We start from the raw sequence: 15,741 nt of genomic DNA on the forward strand, positions 1-15,741 counted from the left end.
ACTTTCTTACCCCCCCATAGAAGAGATCAAGTGCTGGAGCGGAGCCTTGTAGCGAGCGTTAGTTGCAGCAGCCTCTGCCATAATGACATCGTAATATTTAAGCGTCCCCATCCCTTCATGATTACGGTAAGCAGTGAGTGACTGATTCAGCATCGCGGGTGCATAACCATTCAGAATCGCACGGTACCATAAATCATAGTCATGTGTATAGGGAAGTGATTCATTAAAAAGCCCAATCGCTCCAAACACCTCTCTTTTGAACATCACCGTACAGCCATTAATAGGGTTACCGTGCAGAAAGCAACGTAAATACTCCAACTGATTCGGAAACAGAAGTGAGGCGTTCATCTGAAGTAACTGAGATTGACCGTTAATATAATTGAAGTTGGTATAAGAGATGAACAGGTGGTTCTGCTCCATGAACAGCACCTGATTATTGATTTTGTCACGGTAGAATAAGTCATCTGAGCTGAGCCATGCCACATAATCTCCAGTTGCATGCAAGATGCCGTGATTCAGTGCGGAGGCGGTTCCTCCGTTGCTTTTTCCCAAATAATGAATTCGCGGAAAATACGGTCTTATCAGTTCTGAATGAACGGTCGAGCCGTCATCAACGACAATGATCTCGTAAGGCTCCCAAGACTGTGATAGCACACTTTGTAAAGCATGCTCTATATAAGGGCAGTTATAAAAAGGAATCACTACCGATACTTTCGGTCTCATAACATCCGTCCTTCCCAGTTCGCACGGCAATAGTCCAAAATATCTGTTAAGGACTGACTAAACTCAATTTCTGGCTTCCAGCCCAGGGAAGATACATCTTCCTCCGGTGTTGCAGAAGCATCTGAAAGGATTAGTCTATCCCCCGCCATTCCGTTTTCTAGAATAGAGGGTGCAGCTAGTTCTGGTCCCCAGTCCATTGGAACCGAAGTTGTGGAAAGGCTTATCAGCTGTTCCGAGATATCTCCAAGTGGCCGCTGTATTCCTGAATCAATTCGATAGATGGTTCCATTAGTACCTTCGCGCAATATAAGGTCATAAGCTCTTACAGCATCGCGTACATCCAAAAAATCACGTAAGGCATAGCGAGAGGAAAGTTTAAAGGGAGGGATTTCTTCGCCTGCATACACTTCACTACGAACAATATGCTGTGCCAATAATGAGCAGAAGCCGGTAGAAGGACCGGGACCGATCAGGTTGCAGGGCTCAGCCAGTAGAACGGGCTGTTTAAACAAGGTGCCCCAAGCTAGGGACACCAGCTCTTCTATTGTTTTGCTAAGGCTATATGGATGTGGTGGTCCTGCCACCACACCCGGTTTGAATTTAAGCCGTGAGCCTGCTACAAGAATCCGACTGGCAGGTAAACTTCGCATCGCTTCTAGCAAATATAACGTAGCCATCACATTCGTCTCCATAAAGAGCAAAGGGTTGCGCCAAGACTCAGGCACCGAATTGTTTCCTGCCAAATGAAGGACAGCCTCCGGTGAAGTTTCCTTGATCATCTCAGCTACGGCCTTCCGATTGCTTAAATCACAGTGATAAACCTTAACTCCTTCTGGAAACACAGCGGAAGCCAGGACACCCGCTGTTGATGACGGACGTACCACAGCGGTAACCTCAGCGCCTCCTGCCGAGAACAAATGAACAGCATGTCGACCGGTGAATCCGGCCGCCCCGGTGATTAGTAGTTTTTGCCCTTTCATGGGGACATCTCTGACTGTTTCATCCAGTCAGCCAGTTCTTGCAGCATCAGGGGGTACGAAGGCAACGGAAAGTTAACATCCGTTCTTGTATTCACTAATGTACGATCTTGGACATGTTCATCCTCAGGAATGATTTCCACATCCTCTTTATGAAAAGCAGCCTGAATATACTGAAGCAGCTCATACTTGCTCACCGGCTTCGGATGCGCTAAATGGATCAGCCCCGATACCGTGGAATCCAGCAGTGTATCCACTGCTTTGGCTAATTGAAGTGTAGTGACCCCATTCCACATCACCCGGCGGTATCCTGACACTTGACCACTCTGTGACAGGAACCAATCCATCAGACCAATACCGCCTGAACGGATTTCCGGACCAATAATCGAAGTGCGGATTGTAAGATGTCCAGGTTGCCGCACCTCGCCAAGACTTTTTGAAATCGCATAAGATGACGTGCCATCAGGTACATCCTCTTCTGTGTACCCCCCGCGTGTTCCTTCAAACACGCAGTCGGTACTGATATGAATAAGTCTTGCGTGAACAGCTTCCGCCATTCGCCACAAGTGGTGAGGAAGAAATCCATTCACGTGGTAAGCTCCAATTCTGTCACGTTCTGCGAATTGATTGAGTACCCCCATCGCATTAATGATGCAATGAGGGGAGACGATATCGACCAGCTTCTCTACTCCGGCTATATCGTTCGCATCTACATACAGCCCGCCAAGATCGCTCTTATCCCGGGTTGTATGGAAGACGTGATGCTTGCCCTGGCGGCGAAAATAATCCGCCAGCATATGCCCCGCCATACCGTTTCCACCAAGGATAAGCAGCTTCATTGCAGAAACCCTCCCCGAATCAGGATGCTTTTGATCTCTTCCTGATCCATTAGATTTGTCTCTGAACTGAAGCTATTAAAGGAGACATGAGGATAAGCGCTATAATGTGCCTTTAATTCCGGCATGTTCAGCGTAGGGAGAATTACTAGATACTGTTCATCGTACACGACAGTGGTTAAGCTTTCGAAATCACTCATTAGAATCTCGTGTATTTTCTCCCCAGGACGAATTCCGGTCTCAACAATACTTACATTGGACTCTCCAGAGGCTTCGATTAACACCTCTGCCAAATCGATAATCCGGCAGGTCGGCATCGTCATGACAAAGATTTCTCCACCTAAGCTAACCTCAGAGGCTTTAAATAACAAGGTTATCGCATCGCGTAATGTGAAAAAGAAACGGGTCATTTTCATATCAGTAATGCGTACCTGTCCCTTGTCCTTGATCTGCTTCATGAACAAGTGCACTACGCTGCCGTTCGTTCCGAGCACATTACCTCCACGCACGGTTACAAAACGGGTGTTTGAGCCAATTAGGTTCGCGTAGACGAACAATTTTTCCCCAATCGCTTTGGTCATCCCATAGAAGTTCGACGGGTTCGCAGCCTTATCAGTAGAGATGTAAATGGCTTTCTCAACACCATTCACAATGGCAGCTTCAATCACATTCTGAGTACCGACTACATTGGTTTTCAGTGCTTCATAGGGCTGATCTTCACAGACCGGAACATGCTTAAGTGCCGCCAAATGGAAGATGTAATCCACGCCGCGGCAGGCGGCGATCAGCGCATCCTTGTCACGGATATCGCCAATGATAAAACTGAGACGGTGATCCTCGAACTCCCGGCTCATTGCCACTTGTGCAGATTCGCTGCGGGAGAATACAATGATTTCCTTAGGATTTTGAGGCAGAAGTTGCCTAATCAGTTCATGCCCCCAGGAACCGGTGCCGCCTGTGACCACAATCCGTTTATTATTGAACATGCAGGTTCCCTCCAAGCAAAAATTTAACTACCTTTACCGAAACATCCGGAGTCAAGTAACCTTCCGGAGCCACCCAATCCCGGCGAAGCGCCGTCATCAGCTTGACGCTGCGCAGAATACTGTTCTGATCTACACCTGACACCACATTACTTCCGCAATCCACCGTTTCTGGACGCTCCGTTGTTCTGCGAATCGTCACGGTTGGCACTTTCATCAAGCAGCATTCCTCCTGTACGGTCCCGCTGTCGGTGATGGCACACAAGGCATGCTGTTCCAAATAAACAAAATCAAAAAATCCGAAGGGCTCATGAAATTCAACGAGAGGGTTCATTGGAAGAGAGAATTGCTCGGTTAGTTTGGAGCGAGTGCGAGGATGAATGCTGCATATTAAACGAATTCCAAAATGCTCAGCCACAGCGTTAAGACCTGACATAATTTGTACAAGGGACTCTGGATCATCTACATTCTCTGCACGGTGTGCTGTTACAAGGAAATACTGCCCTGAGGTAAGCTTCAGCTGCTCCAGAATGCTGCTAGACTGGATCCTTGCTTCAAAATGAGTCATGACCTCATGAATCGGATTTCCAGTTAACACAATACGTCTGCTAGGGAAGCCTTCGCTAATTAGATGTCTTTTACTCTGCTGTGTATATGGCATATTAATGGTTGAAACGGCATCTATGACACGGCGGTTTTTCTCTTCGGGCACTTTTAGGTCATAGCAGCGGTTCCCCGCTTCCATATGCACCACCGGAATACCCATTCGTTCCGCCAAAATCGCGCATAGCGCGCTATTCGTATCCCCCAGAAGCAAGACACGGTCTGGCTGTTCTTTCTGTAAAATGCTTTCTAGCCCTCCGAACATAGCGGCAAGCTGGCCGCCGAGTCCTGCTTGCTTATCCTGCAGCACATAATCCGGCGCTCGCAGTCCCAGCTCCGCAAAGAAAATGCCACTGAGACTGGCGGTGAAGTTCTGACCGGTATGCACCAGAATGTGCCGCTCAGCATGTTCGTCGAGAAGCGGAATGATAACACTGAGGCGGATGATTTCAGGCCTCGTGCCCAAAATCGTCATGATCTTCATGAGTTCACTCCCCTGCCTGTTTGATGATGGTCTGTCTTGGCTCAGTCGGGTGGACTGAGTGTGAAAAGAATAGGGCTCTTATCTGGACTCGGATAATCTACGAGAGTTATACTGTTTATTGCGCGTTTCCGGCCGGATTCGCGGGCAACCGGGGGATTTTTACCCTTCTTTCCGCCCATTTGACTGGATTCGCGGCAATCTGGGGGATTTATACACCTCTTTTTGCTCATTTGGCCGGATTCGCGGCAATCTGGGGGATTTTTACCCCTCTTTTCGCTCATTTGGCCGGATTCGCGGCAACCTGGGGGATTTTTACCCCTCTTTTCGCTCATTTGGCCGGATTCGCGGCAATCTGGGGGATTTTTACCCCTCTTTTTGCTCATTTGGCCGGATTCGCGGCAATCTGGGAGATAAGTACCCCTTTTTCCGCTCCGCTAGCCACCTTCGCGGCAAGCGGAGCATTTACGCCGTGCGCCGCCGCCCACTCCGGCGGGCCCGGCGGCGCTTGCCCCCGGCGGTGCTCCGCCGCCGGGCAGAGCCCTTACGCCGCTTGCGAGCAGCGCGGCGCAAAACCAACGGGCGACCGCTTCGCCGGCGCGCCCGGGCTTTGCCGCGCCGCTTGCGGGCGACGCGGCTCGGCAGGCCCTTGCTTCGCGGCGGCAAAGCCGGCGATGCTGCGGGCAATTCAGGCAGGACAGCGGGTGATTCCACCACGCTGTCTGCCTCGCGCACCGGCGGTGCGCTGCAATAGCGGAGGCTCCACATCTCCGCAAGACCCTGCAGGCGGCTCCGATAAGCCGCCGGGCCATAAACGGCGTCGACGCGCTCCCGCGCTTGGGCGCCTATGGTTATCGCCAGTCCCGGCTGCGCCAGCATGACGTTGACTCTTTCGGCCAGCGCGGAAATGTCCGACGCTGGGACGAGATTTTCGCTGCAGCCTGCTGCGTGCAGAATCTCCCGCAAGCCCCCGGAGTCGTAAGCGACAACGGGCTTTCCAAAAGCCATTCCTTCCAAAGCGGTCATTCCAAAGCCTTCACGGATCAGACTGGGAACAACCAGTACATCCATCGCGCAATAAGCAGATGGAAGACATTCAGCATAACCAACAAATTTAAAGCGGGTATACAGTCCCTCAAGCTTTACCTTGCGGACACAGCGATCATAGTAGCTTTTGTCACCGGCTGAGCCTATGACAACAAATTTCGTATTGGGATGGACTGCGTACACAAGCACAGCCATTTTCACAAAATGTTCCAATCCTTTTTCCTTATTAATAAAGGAAGAAATATAACCGACCAGCTGCTCCTGCGGTTTAATCCTTAGCTCTCGCCGGTGTTCGCCCCGAAGCTTGCTCCAAGCCTCAATCATCATCTCTTTGTCATTCCAAGAAGGGGGTAGCTGGATTACTTTCTCCGCTCTCACTTCCTCTGGAAAGCAAGCTGCTGCCGTCTGTGAAATAGACAGAATCTCATCACTATTCCGATGAATCAGCCCTACACTAATGGGTGTATACTCATTGTCAGTTATCGTCTCTGATATTTTCCATACCACCGGAATGCCCAGTGACTTGGCAGCCATTGCCGGCAAAGCATGCACACAGGTACTTGTAATAATAAACGACGGGCGCAGAGAGGCTAGCCAGTCTGTTAATTCGTGATACTCCCTGCCTTCCTGAAATTTACGAGCATCTGCCTCGAGCCCTGCATAAGGAGTGTACATTCCGTATAAAAGAGGAATCGAGAGCAACTGTACACTTATTCCGCAGCTTCGAGCCTGAGCAGTCAGCTTGCCGTCCTGAGGTGCAACGAGAATACAATTAAAGTACGGAGAAAGCTCCTGAGCGAAAAACAACAACAGCTTTTCCGCTCCGGTAATACTGCGTGTATTGGATACATGTGAAAAGAGGACGATTGTAGCTTTATCAGCCATGGCGTTTCGGCGCTCCCTAACGAGGGCCTGGAGCAGCCATTCACCTCCCTAAAAGTTTTACGAAGCGTTACTCAAGTCTCTTACTTCGCAGTAAAACTCGCTTCGAAAGCATCCGCTTAGTTTTACGAAGCGTTACTAAGTCTTTTACTTCGCAGTAAAACTCGCCTCGAAAGCATCCACTTAGTTTTAAGAAGCGTTGCTCAGTTTCTTACTTCGCAGTAAAAATCGCGTAGAAAGCAGTCGCTTTTCCCGAGCCCCCGCCACTCAGCTATTCAAGCCGCTCCAGCTGCAATTTCTTTTCATAGGTTACAGGCATACGCTGAGGTCGGTTCTACAGTATATCGAGGAAAAACAGATGCCGGCACGACACCTGTCCCCTGCTAAACGCACATTTCCATATCCAGTTCAGAAACAAGCCTAGCCGTAAATTACCGCTAACATCTGGTAAATACGTTTTGCGTAGGTGTGATCCTTAAGCGTCCGTTCAAAAGCGCGCAGTGCGATCGCCCGGCGTTCCTCCTCATGAGTTAGGTAATAACGGATTTTATCCATCATTTCCTGAGGGCTTGCAAAGGTCTCAATTTCTTCACCCGGTTTGTAGAAAGATCCCATATCATCTCTGGCATCCACTAATTGCAATGTGCCTGTTGCTGCAATTTCAAAGGTACGCGGATTAGGAGAAACAGCTGGAATCGAGAGCGTATTGTTGTTAACTACTTCATCAATGTGCGAGCGGTGGAGGTTAATGACGATTTTAGAGCCACTGTAAGCTACCGCTGTTTCTTGTGGCGACATCCACTTACCAATTTCAATACGGTCACCGTACAGCGGGGCCTCAGGCAGACGATCCCACCAGATTCCGTTAATCACCGTGTTATAGTTCATCAGGTCAGGAAGAATCTCACGGAAGAAGTTGACCCGGTTCCAATAGGCGGAGCCAATAAAGCTAACTTCCCGATTCAATGACGAACGTGTTGTAGTAGGACGGTAATGCTCTAGATGAGCAGCAAAGGGGAGATAATGGACCTCAGGGCAACCGAGTCCCCGGTAGAAATCAATACAATTACGTTCAAGTGTGAATACAAAATCGTAGTGTGCCACAATCTTGATCGTAAAGTCAGTGTAATAAGGATCATCTGTAAGCCAAATCGCTGTCCGGACGCCACTAGTGCGAATCGCATCGATCTGCTCAAGCGGTAAATCCATACCGTCCAATACCAGTACTAGATCCGGTCTTTGCGCTGCAGCCAGCTCTACTAGATTTTGACGCACGTCCGTTATCGTAACTTGAGCTGTTAATTTTTGCAGAGCGCAAAGAACCGCATCATCTAAAGGGGAGTAAGGGTATCCTTTGCCAGAAGCGACATACATGACATGAATATTCCGTACCGGAAATACTTCTTCAGGACGACCATTCAGAATCGCAAGACGCCCCCGTAAATAGCCCTCATCATAACCGCCTTTGAAACCACTCAGGCGACCACGCAGCTTTTCTTCCTCTGGAGGTGTCAGAGGTAATGGTGGTGTAGGCATAATAAATTCATTATTATTCATAATCCTCGCTCCTTTATCCCGTTATAGATTTCATACACGTGAAGCAATCACATTCAACAAATGAGGCAAACGCGCAGTGAATGTATGGTTGCGCATTGTAGTCCGTAATCCCCGTAAGGCGTAGATTCGACGCTCTTTTTCATGCTTCAGATAGTACTCAATCTTCTGCTGCAATTCCTTTGCGGATCCAAAAGTATCCAGATCATAACCAGGCCGATAATAATTGCCCAGGTCCTCACGTACATCCGTAAGCTGCATAGTACCGCAGGCGCTGATCTCATAGGTCCGCGGATTAATGGAACGTGAAGGAAGGCGGTAGCTATTCCGGTTATCCTGTCCTTCTTCCCACGGGCGGTGAATATTAATGACTATTTTCGCACCACTGTAGTAGTTCGCTGTTTCCTCAGGCGGAATAAAGCCGTTGCTAATAAAAGGCGTAAGCTGATCATAGGTGGCGAGGCGTTCCCAAAATCCCCCGGCGATAAGCACCTTCTTCCCCTTTAGATAAGGTGCCAGTTCATCGAACAGCTCTGTCCGGTTACGAAATGCATTACCAATAAATACAATGTCATACTGATATTGCGGGCCGGTACGGCGTGGGTAGAACATCTTTGGATTGACACATAGTGGCAAATAATGAACCGATGACACTCCAAGGGATTGATAGAACTCCACACAACCCAGCTCATGTGTAAATACGTGATCATAGTGCCTACAAATGACTGAAGTGTCCTCTGTAAAATAAGGATCATCCACAAACCAGATGGCGGTGGGGATGCCTAGCTTTCTTATCTCTGAAATCTGCTCTAAATGATTTTCCGGGAATACGTGAAGTCCATTCATTACTAATACTGCCCCAGGCATTTCCCGTGCCGCGGTTTCCAGCATCGTTTCAGGAGTGCTTATTACAAGCTCACTTACAAGCTGCTGCAGTGCCTCCGTTACGCCAGTGTCGATCGCCTGAAATCCTTGAGGAACATACATTAACTTAAATGGTCGGCAGGCTTCGACCCCTGGAGTATTCAGACGCTGCACAGCTTCACACATGCCAAGACGATATCCTTCGTGATAACCGTCGCGATATTCTCGCGGACGCTTGTGTTTTTTTCTTTTTCTCGCTTTCACGGCCTTCACCCTGCCCCGTCGTATTCTCAAGACAGTATAACTATATGCGGAGTCAGCACTCGCCTCATGGACATCTGTCTTTACTAAAACTAAATTGGCAGATGCCCCCTGTCTTTTGCCCGGCTTGCCCGAACCTTAGATGATTTCATCCACTCACAGGATGCTGGTATACTATAAGAGGTAGTTCAAAAAGTCCGCTTTTGATCACGAAGTACCCCAAGAAGATTCCTCGACATCGAATATTGAATTCAGGCGAAACTTCCGGTGCTCACGTAGCTTCCACTACGCTCCGCTCCGCTCCTCAGTTTCTACCTTCTTTCAATCTTCTCGGTGCTGAAAACCGTACTTTTTGAACACGCACTATAATGGTCTAGCTCGAAGCTCTAATCTCGTCATATCTGTCCGGAATAGATTTTTTTCTGGCATTCACAGGGGGGCACTATGAATAACACCACGCTTTACTTGCGTCATGCAGAACTGCTTCGTGATCAGGTTCCATCATTCCAAACCTATCCATTTCATCTGCCAGCCGTAAGAACACTGGATCGGCTTATTTTTCAAAAGCCAGTAACCTTTCTTGTCGGGGAGAATGGCACAGGGAAATCTACCTTGTTAGAGGGAATTGCTGCTGCGTGGGGCTTTAACCCTGAAGGTGGCACACTTAACTTCTCTTTTAACACTCGTTCCTCGCATTCGAGTCTCTATGAGTATTTTAGAATTGCTAGAGGGGTTAGACGTCCGAAGGACGGCTTTTTTCTACGCGCGGAGAGCTATTATAATGTGGCTTCCTACATTGATGAATTAGATGAACAGCCTGGTTTCACCCCACCGATCAAGAACTCCTACGGAGGGAAATCCCTGCACGAGCAATCACATGGAGAGTCTTTTTTCGCAGCGTTCGTTCATCGTTTCGCTGGCCGTGGACTTTATATCCTTGATGAACCTGAAGCGGCTCTATCTCCGCTGCGGCAAATGTCTCTGCTGGTGCGTATGCATGAGCTTGTTCAGCAGGACTCACAGTTTATTATCGCAACCCATTCACCTATTCTGATGTCCTATCCGGAAGCTGAAATTTTTCTTCTAGAGGGTGAGGGCATCCGTTCTGTCGCCTTGGAGGAGACGGAGCACTATACCGTGACCAAAGCATTTATGAATGACCGTCAGGGCATGCTGCGTGAGCTTTTAGAGGATGAATGAATAGATAAACAAATAAAAACAGCAAGTCTCCATAATCGGAAACTTGCTGTTTGATTTGTTCCTTAACTTAACGTCTTACAATCCCTACGAGCTTGTGTACAACCCATCCGAACATGACTACAACCATCATATCGAAGCACACATTAAACAGGAATAAATGCTTACCGATATCAGCCCTTCCGTCCCCAAGAATCGGAACCAAGAAGGAGAAAATCCCTATCAGCCCTAATAACATCAGCAGTTCACCGGCAACTCTACCACGAACATCCCTACTGCGGAAGTATTGGAACAATGCCCCGGCAAAATACAGCAGATAAAATAGGGAGAGGAATCCAAGCGTATGCGGAATATGCTTGTTCTTGAATTCGCTCCATCCGCTATAAGTATACGATAATGCGCCTGCTGGCTTATTTTCACTCTTCTCATAGTTCCCTAAATAATAAGGGCGAATCGCCATACTGTTACTCGCAGCATATTCCATATTATCTATTAACCGTCCTGGATGTTTTAAGTAGAAGAACAATACATCCTTATGGGATACCCGGTCGTAGAAATCCGGTACCAGCGAAGGATCATCCTGTTTGATCACTGTATCGGTCTGAAAATAATTCGTGCCCGCAAGTACCTCCAACCGCTCCGGCAATCCGAGATCCTGCAAATCTCCCTTCACATCCGGTGATTCGTTTAATATCCCAAAAAACACAGTCTGATACAGGTTAATATGCTTCAGCTCTTTTGGCGCCGTCACGTACATAACGATGGATACCAGAAATATCGCAATCGAAAAGCGTAAGGCCAGCTTTCTCCATTTTCGTTCACCATCAAGCGTCATAAACCGCAGGAAGATCAATGCAAAGGCAATCCCAATCGGCGCATTCTGGATTTTAGAGGTGACCAGAAACAGAATCGCGATAAAGAACAAGGTTAGCCCTTTTGTCGTAGGCTTTTCTTGGCTAGTTAATCTTAACCCCAGCGCAAAGGTCAGCAGCATGAACACCATCGATACCGGTTCTCCAAACAAGGAGTTAAAGTATGCCAAATACCCAATATCGTAAAATACAAATAATATAGCTGCACCTAGCAGCAGCCCCATAACATAAGAGCCGCGAGCATTGTACTTCACCAGCAGCCAGGTAGCCACCAGTAAAAGAAGACCATAGACTGCACCAAGCAATCTAACATCAAAAAAGCTTCCATGGATAAGCCCACCGATCAATCTCGGTACAAGTACGAGCAAAATCTGTGAGGAAGGATAAAAGCCTCTGAACAAATTCTCATACGCAAAACGGGAATGACTGTAATTAAAAAACTGGTCGGTATACGATGCTGCAGTATCATAGTAGTTCAGACCGATGGTATTCATCATACGCAGAAAGTCTCCATTATCGGCAACACCAATAAATGGTCCTACGAAAAGCAGATAAATAATGAGACCGCAGCCAGCAAGGCTTACGAGATACTCCGGTTTCCAGAACTTTTTCATGATTCCCCCTATCTCTGTGGTAACAGCTTCACATATTCGTCGGACAAATTCATTAGCTTCAATACATACTCATAATCGCTCTGATATTTCGAGAAGTCCGTTACCGGCTTGAGCGTATCCAGCGACACCGCTTCACCATCTGCAAATCCTTTTCCAGGGACATAGAGAATGTCATCATTAAAGAAGGAGCCGGAAGGCAAATAATACCTCATCCCTAACACATTACGATCAATGTTGAGCAGGTCATGACCAAAGGCTGTATAACCTTCTTGTTGTAGTGAAACACCCATTAAATTAGCGATCGTAGGAAGGATATCTAGTTGTCCTCCGGTACGCTCTACTACTTGCCCTTGCTCCATTCCCGGCACACGTACAATGAATGGAATATTAAAGCGGCTAATCCGTGAATCGTATGGAATACCAAGTGCGCTTTCCACTTGCTCTGGTGGAACGTCTTGAGGCTGCAGGCCAAAGTGATCGCCATACATGACCAGAACAGTGTTATCCCACAATCCATTTTTTTTCAAACCTTCTATTAAAGTACCTATGGCATAATCAGTATAGTTTATAGCCGTCAAATAATCACCAAGCATCGTATCCTTCAAGTTATCAGGGACAGTGATTTTCTTAAAAGAATCTGGAATTTTAAACGGATGATGACTGGATGCTGTCACCATCTGTGCGTAGAAAGGAGTACCTTTCTTCTTCAGCTCTGCCAATTTTTCGACACCCGTGATATACAGCTGTTCATCGGAAGCACCAAACGCATTAAAATGATCATTTGTAAAATAATCTTTGTCGTAATAGCCGTTAAACCCAAGCGCCGGATACAGCTCATTTCGATTCCAAAACCCTACTTTATTCACATGAAAGGTGTACGCCTCATACCCTTTATCCCTTAGCAGTCGTGGTAAGCTTGGCAGCTCTCTATCCCCGAATCCGGTAGACATAGCCAAAGTACCAATCGGATAAATAGACGTATTACTCATGAATTCAGCGTCAGACGTATTCCCTGGACCAATCTGCTGGTAGACATGAGGAAAATAAAAGCCCTCATCCGCTAGCTTATTCATGACTGGCGTCAGTTCCTGACCATTCAGGGATTGATGCAACGGGAAATTCTGAAAAGCTTCTAATTGCAGCACAATTACATTTTTACCCTTTTGTGAGCCAAAATAATCAGGAGTCGTACCCGCTGCCTTGTCACTATATGGATAGGAAGATTGCAGCGCGTCAACCTTCGCAATTGTATCTTTAATATCACCCGTTCCAATGAGATTGTTATCTTCATTAATCTTAATCGCAGCAACGACTTCATAATTTAGAAATCCGGCAGTTTCTGCCTGTACAAGCTCATTTGTAATCCCCCGTGCAGAGTGGACAGAATATGCCGATAAAGAAAAACCTCCAATAATGGATACCAGAATCACCACCACATGCACGAATCCTGTCTTCCGGGAACTAAGGCGTTCACGCGGGTAGGTCTTTCCTTGTTTCCATCTGCGAATCAAACCATAGATTGCGAAGATGACAAAATCCACGAAGAATAAGTAATCAATACTCTTTATGGTAGATTCTACGCTTGCCTTCACTTGAAATACCTGATTGATTTCAGATAAGGCCAGGTAGGTTGGAACAGAACCAAAGTGATTAAAATATACAGCGGCTGCGAATATCAACAGCGATAAAAAGCCGTTAATTATCCAATAGACGGTTGTTCTCACCCTAGATGGCGTAATCACCGTTAAAATCCCCATAATAAAAAGGACTGGCGCTACATCCGCTGCAATCCATTCCCAAGCAATTCTATCAAAGAACAACACTCTCAGAAGCAACAGCTTTAACCATAACAATATAACAACGATAAAAAAATGGGCGCGATCCGGCCCTTGCTTTTTCACTTATAATCCCCTCTTACATGTTCATTTGTTCGAAATATCAAATCTATTCTAGTAAATTGTAAAATATCAGGTTGTTCTAGTATAACAATACTTACTTTTTTTATCAAAATGGTAGAATTATCTTCTACAAAAAAGAGATGCCCCGCTACCCTTCCGGCATTGGAACATCCCTGTTAACTATGAGTTGATCAATCTTTAGACGATCGAAGTATGCTTAAGCAATCTTTTAATAGAACGGTTAGCTTCATTTAGAACAATTTCTTTATCTACAGTCTTCAACAGGCCTCTATCCATCACGATCTCCCCATCGATAATCGTAGTTTCCACATCCGCCCGGGTAGCGGAATATACAATTCTAGAGATGGGATCTACGTCGTAGGAGGGGAAGGTGTGGAAATTGAAGAGATTCAGAAGCACTAGGTCTGCCTTTTTACCTACCTCAATACTGCCGATCTTCTCTTCCATTCCTACCGCCTTTGCCCCGCCTATAGTTGCCATACGAAATACACTTCTCGCATCCATCGTCGTAGGTCCATGTTGAGGCTTCTGAATAATTGCCGCAAGGCGCATTTCATTAAACATATCTAGATTATTATTGCACGGTGCACCGTCAGCACCTAGACTTAGTGACACATGATCATGGAGCATCCCCGGTGTATCTGCAATTCCAGAGGCTAGTTTCAGATTTGAACCGGGGCAATGACTTACATGGACTCCGCGATCTCGCAATATGCGCTGCTCCTCAGCATCCAGCCAAACACAGTGCGCCAGTATTAAGCGCTCATTAGCTAATCCTAGATGGTCCAGGTAGACGATGTTACGCATTCCGGTCATCGCCTGCACAATCTCAATTTCCCCTAAGTTCTCAGAAGCATGGGTATGGACCTTCACATCATACCTTGCGGAGAGAACTCGTACCTCGGTTAATAAGGGCTCGGTACAGGATATTACAAAACGCGGAGAGAACGCATATTGAATTCGGCCATTGCCATAGCCATTCCATTTTTCAAGCAAATCCACACTTTCCTGCAAAGAAGAAGCAGTGTCTTCTTGCAGTGCTTCAGGCACATCTCCTCCTTTTTGATCCATCATCACCTTGCCGGACAATGCCCGAATTCCACTTTTAGCAATAGCCTGAAAAGCATAGTCCGTATGATGGACAGTCTCCATATCAACAATCGTAGTGGTTCCGCTGGAGATCAGTTCCCCAATACCAAGCATCGCCGAATAATAAAGGGATTCTTCATCATGCGCAGCTTCTAACGGCCAAATCCGTTTACGCAGCCAATCCATAAGCTCCAGATCATCTCCCTTCCCACGGAATAACGTCTGGCATAAATGAATATGTGTCTGAACAAAACCGGGGATTAAGGTCCGGTTTGTGGCATTGATTACCTTTTCGTCTCCCTTCGGGATCAGGTCAGTGCCGATCTCTACGATGATATCGTCCTTAATTCGAACATCCCCGACAAGCATATCCTCCTGCTTATTCATGGTAATGATTTCAGCATTTTTAATTAGGATGTTCCCCATTGTGCTTCTCCCCCTCATTATTCATTCGTTTGCCGCTCCACGATGTAACAGAAAAAGGCCACAAAAATATGCCTTAGCATATTTTCGTAGCCAGAAATTTACGGTTCCCGGTAGAGACCCTTAAACCAATTATTAAGGATATACGAAAAGAAACTATTCTATTCCAAATTTGAATAAAGCAATCATAAAACAAAGACAGGTTTAGTGTCAACATAAGTTATTTAAAATAACACAAAACTTAAATTTAGATGTTTTTACGTAAATATCAATAATACGTTCCTTATTAATGTCATAAAACCTTACTCAAAATTTAATTTCCCGCACTATTATTCTAATAACTCATAAATTCCGCTTTTTATACTCGTCCTATTACCCGAACCGATAGCCGCACTTTTAATAAAGTAATAGCGAGG

12 protein-coding genes and 1 riboswitch are annotated in these 15,741 nt (G+C 46.7%); of the genes, 1 reads left to right on the forward strand and 11 read right to left on the reverse strand.

The window, feature by feature from the left end; translation table 11 throughout:
* Positions 1–6 precede the first annotated feature (6 nt).
* The 8 genes from NSU15_RS25225 to NSU15_RS25260 all read right to left on the reverse strand — a co-directional run bounded on the left by NSU15_RS25225 (position 7) and on the right by NSU15_RS25260 (position 9,214).
* Positions 7–723: a glycosyltransferase gene (locus NSU15_RS25225; RefSeq protein ID WP_076119473.1), complete on the reverse strand. Its 717-nt coding sequence runs from the start codon at positions 721–723 to the stop codon at positions 7–9.
* Positions 720–1,703 (reverse strand): NAD-dependent epimerase/dehydratase family protein, encoded by a 984-nt coding sequence (locus tag NSU15_RS25230; RefSeq protein WP_339287966.1) that lies wholly within the window; start codon positions 1,701–1,703, stop codon positions 720–722. The genes NSU15_RS25225 and NSU15_RS25230 overlap by 4 nt, the downstream gene beginning before the upstream one ends.
* On the reverse strand, positions 1,700–2,539 hold the full coding sequence (locus tag NSU15_RS25235; protein ID WP_042130841.1) for an SDR family oxidoreductase: 840 nt from the start codon (positions 2,537–2,539) through the stop codon (positions 1,700–1,702). The genes NSU15_RS25230 and NSU15_RS25235 overlap by 4 nt, the downstream gene beginning before the upstream one ends.
* A complete protein-coding gene (locus NSU15_RS25240; RefSeq protein ID WP_042130842.1) occupies positions 2,536–3,522 on the reverse strand; it encodes a polysaccharide biosynthesis protein in 987 nt (328 codons plus the stop codon). Before NSU15_RS25240 ends, NSU15_RS25235 begins: the two co-directional genes overlap by 4 nt.
* Positions 3,512–4,606: a UDP-N-acetylglucosamine 2-epimerase (non-hydrolyzing) gene (gene wecB / locus NSU15_RS25245; protein WP_339287967.1), complete on the reverse strand. Its 1,095-nt coding sequence runs from the start codon at positions 4,604–4,606 to the stop codon at positions 3,512–3,514. Before wecB ends, NSU15_RS25240 begins: the two co-directional genes overlap by 11 nt.
* Positions 4,607–5,068: 462 nt before the next feature.
* On the reverse strand, positions 5,069–6,535 hold the full coding sequence (locus NSU15_RS25250) for a glycosyltransferase family 4 protein (protein ID WP_339287968.1): 1,467 nt from the start codon (positions 6,533–6,535) through the stop codon (positions 5,069–5,071).
* A gap of 417 nt (positions 6,536–6,952) precedes the next feature.
* Entirely contained in the window at positions 6,953–8,068 is a 1,116-nt protein-coding gene (locus NSU15_RS25255; protein WP_042132451.1) for a glycosyltransferase, read from the reverse strand.
* Between the two features lie 51 nt (positions 8,069–8,119).
* The gene (locus NSU15_RS25260; RefSeq protein WP_339287969.1) at positions 8,120–9,214 is read right to left on the reverse strand and encodes a DUF3880 domain-containing protein; all 1,095 of its coding nucleotides are present in this window, start codon (positions 9,212–9,214) and stop codon (positions 8,120–8,122) included.
* A gap of 441 nt (positions 9,215–9,655) precedes the next feature.
* Here NSU15_RS25260 and NSU15_RS25265 point away from each other — a divergent pair, with 441 nt between their 5' ends.
* On the forward strand, positions 9,656–10,411 hold the full coding sequence (locus NSU15_RS25265) for an AAA family ATPase (RefSeq protein WP_076119478.1): 756 nt from the start codon (positions 9,656–9,658) through the stop codon (positions 10,409–10,411).
* A 67-nt stretch (positions 10,412–10,478) separates the two neighbouring features.
* Here NSU15_RS25265 and NSU15_RS25270 read toward each other — a convergent pair whose 3' ends face one another.
* The 3 genes from NSU15_RS25270 to NSU15_RS25280 all read right to left on the reverse strand — a co-directional run bounded on the left by NSU15_RS25270 (position 10,479) and on the right by NSU15_RS25280 (position 15,328).
* Complete coding sequence (locus NSU15_RS25270; protein ID WP_339287971.1) at positions 10,479–11,894, reverse strand: hypothetical protein; 1,416 nt, start codon at positions 11,892–11,894, stop codon at positions 10,479–10,481.
* A gap of 8 nt (positions 11,895–11,902) precedes the next feature.
* Entirely contained in the window at positions 11,903–13,795 is a 1,893-nt protein-coding gene (locus NSU15_RS25275) for an LTA synthase family protein (protein WP_339287972.1), read from the reverse strand.
* Positions 13,796–13,990: 195 nt separating this feature from the next.
* A complete protein-coding gene (locus NSU15_RS25280) occupies positions 13,991–15,328 on the reverse strand; it encodes a 5'-deoxyadenosine deaminase (RefSeq protein ID WP_339287973.1) in 1,338 nt (445 codons plus the stop codon).
* A 67-nt stretch (positions 15,329–15,395) separates the two neighbouring features.
* Positions 15,396–15,494: riboswitch (purine riboswitch) on the reverse strand.
* Positions 15,495–15,741: the final 247 nt, after the last annotated feature.

This window comes from Paenibacillus sp. FSL E2-0201, assembly GCF_037963325.1.
GTDB lineage: Bacteria > Bacillota > Bacilli > Paenibacillales > Paenibacillaceae > Paenibacillus_AQ.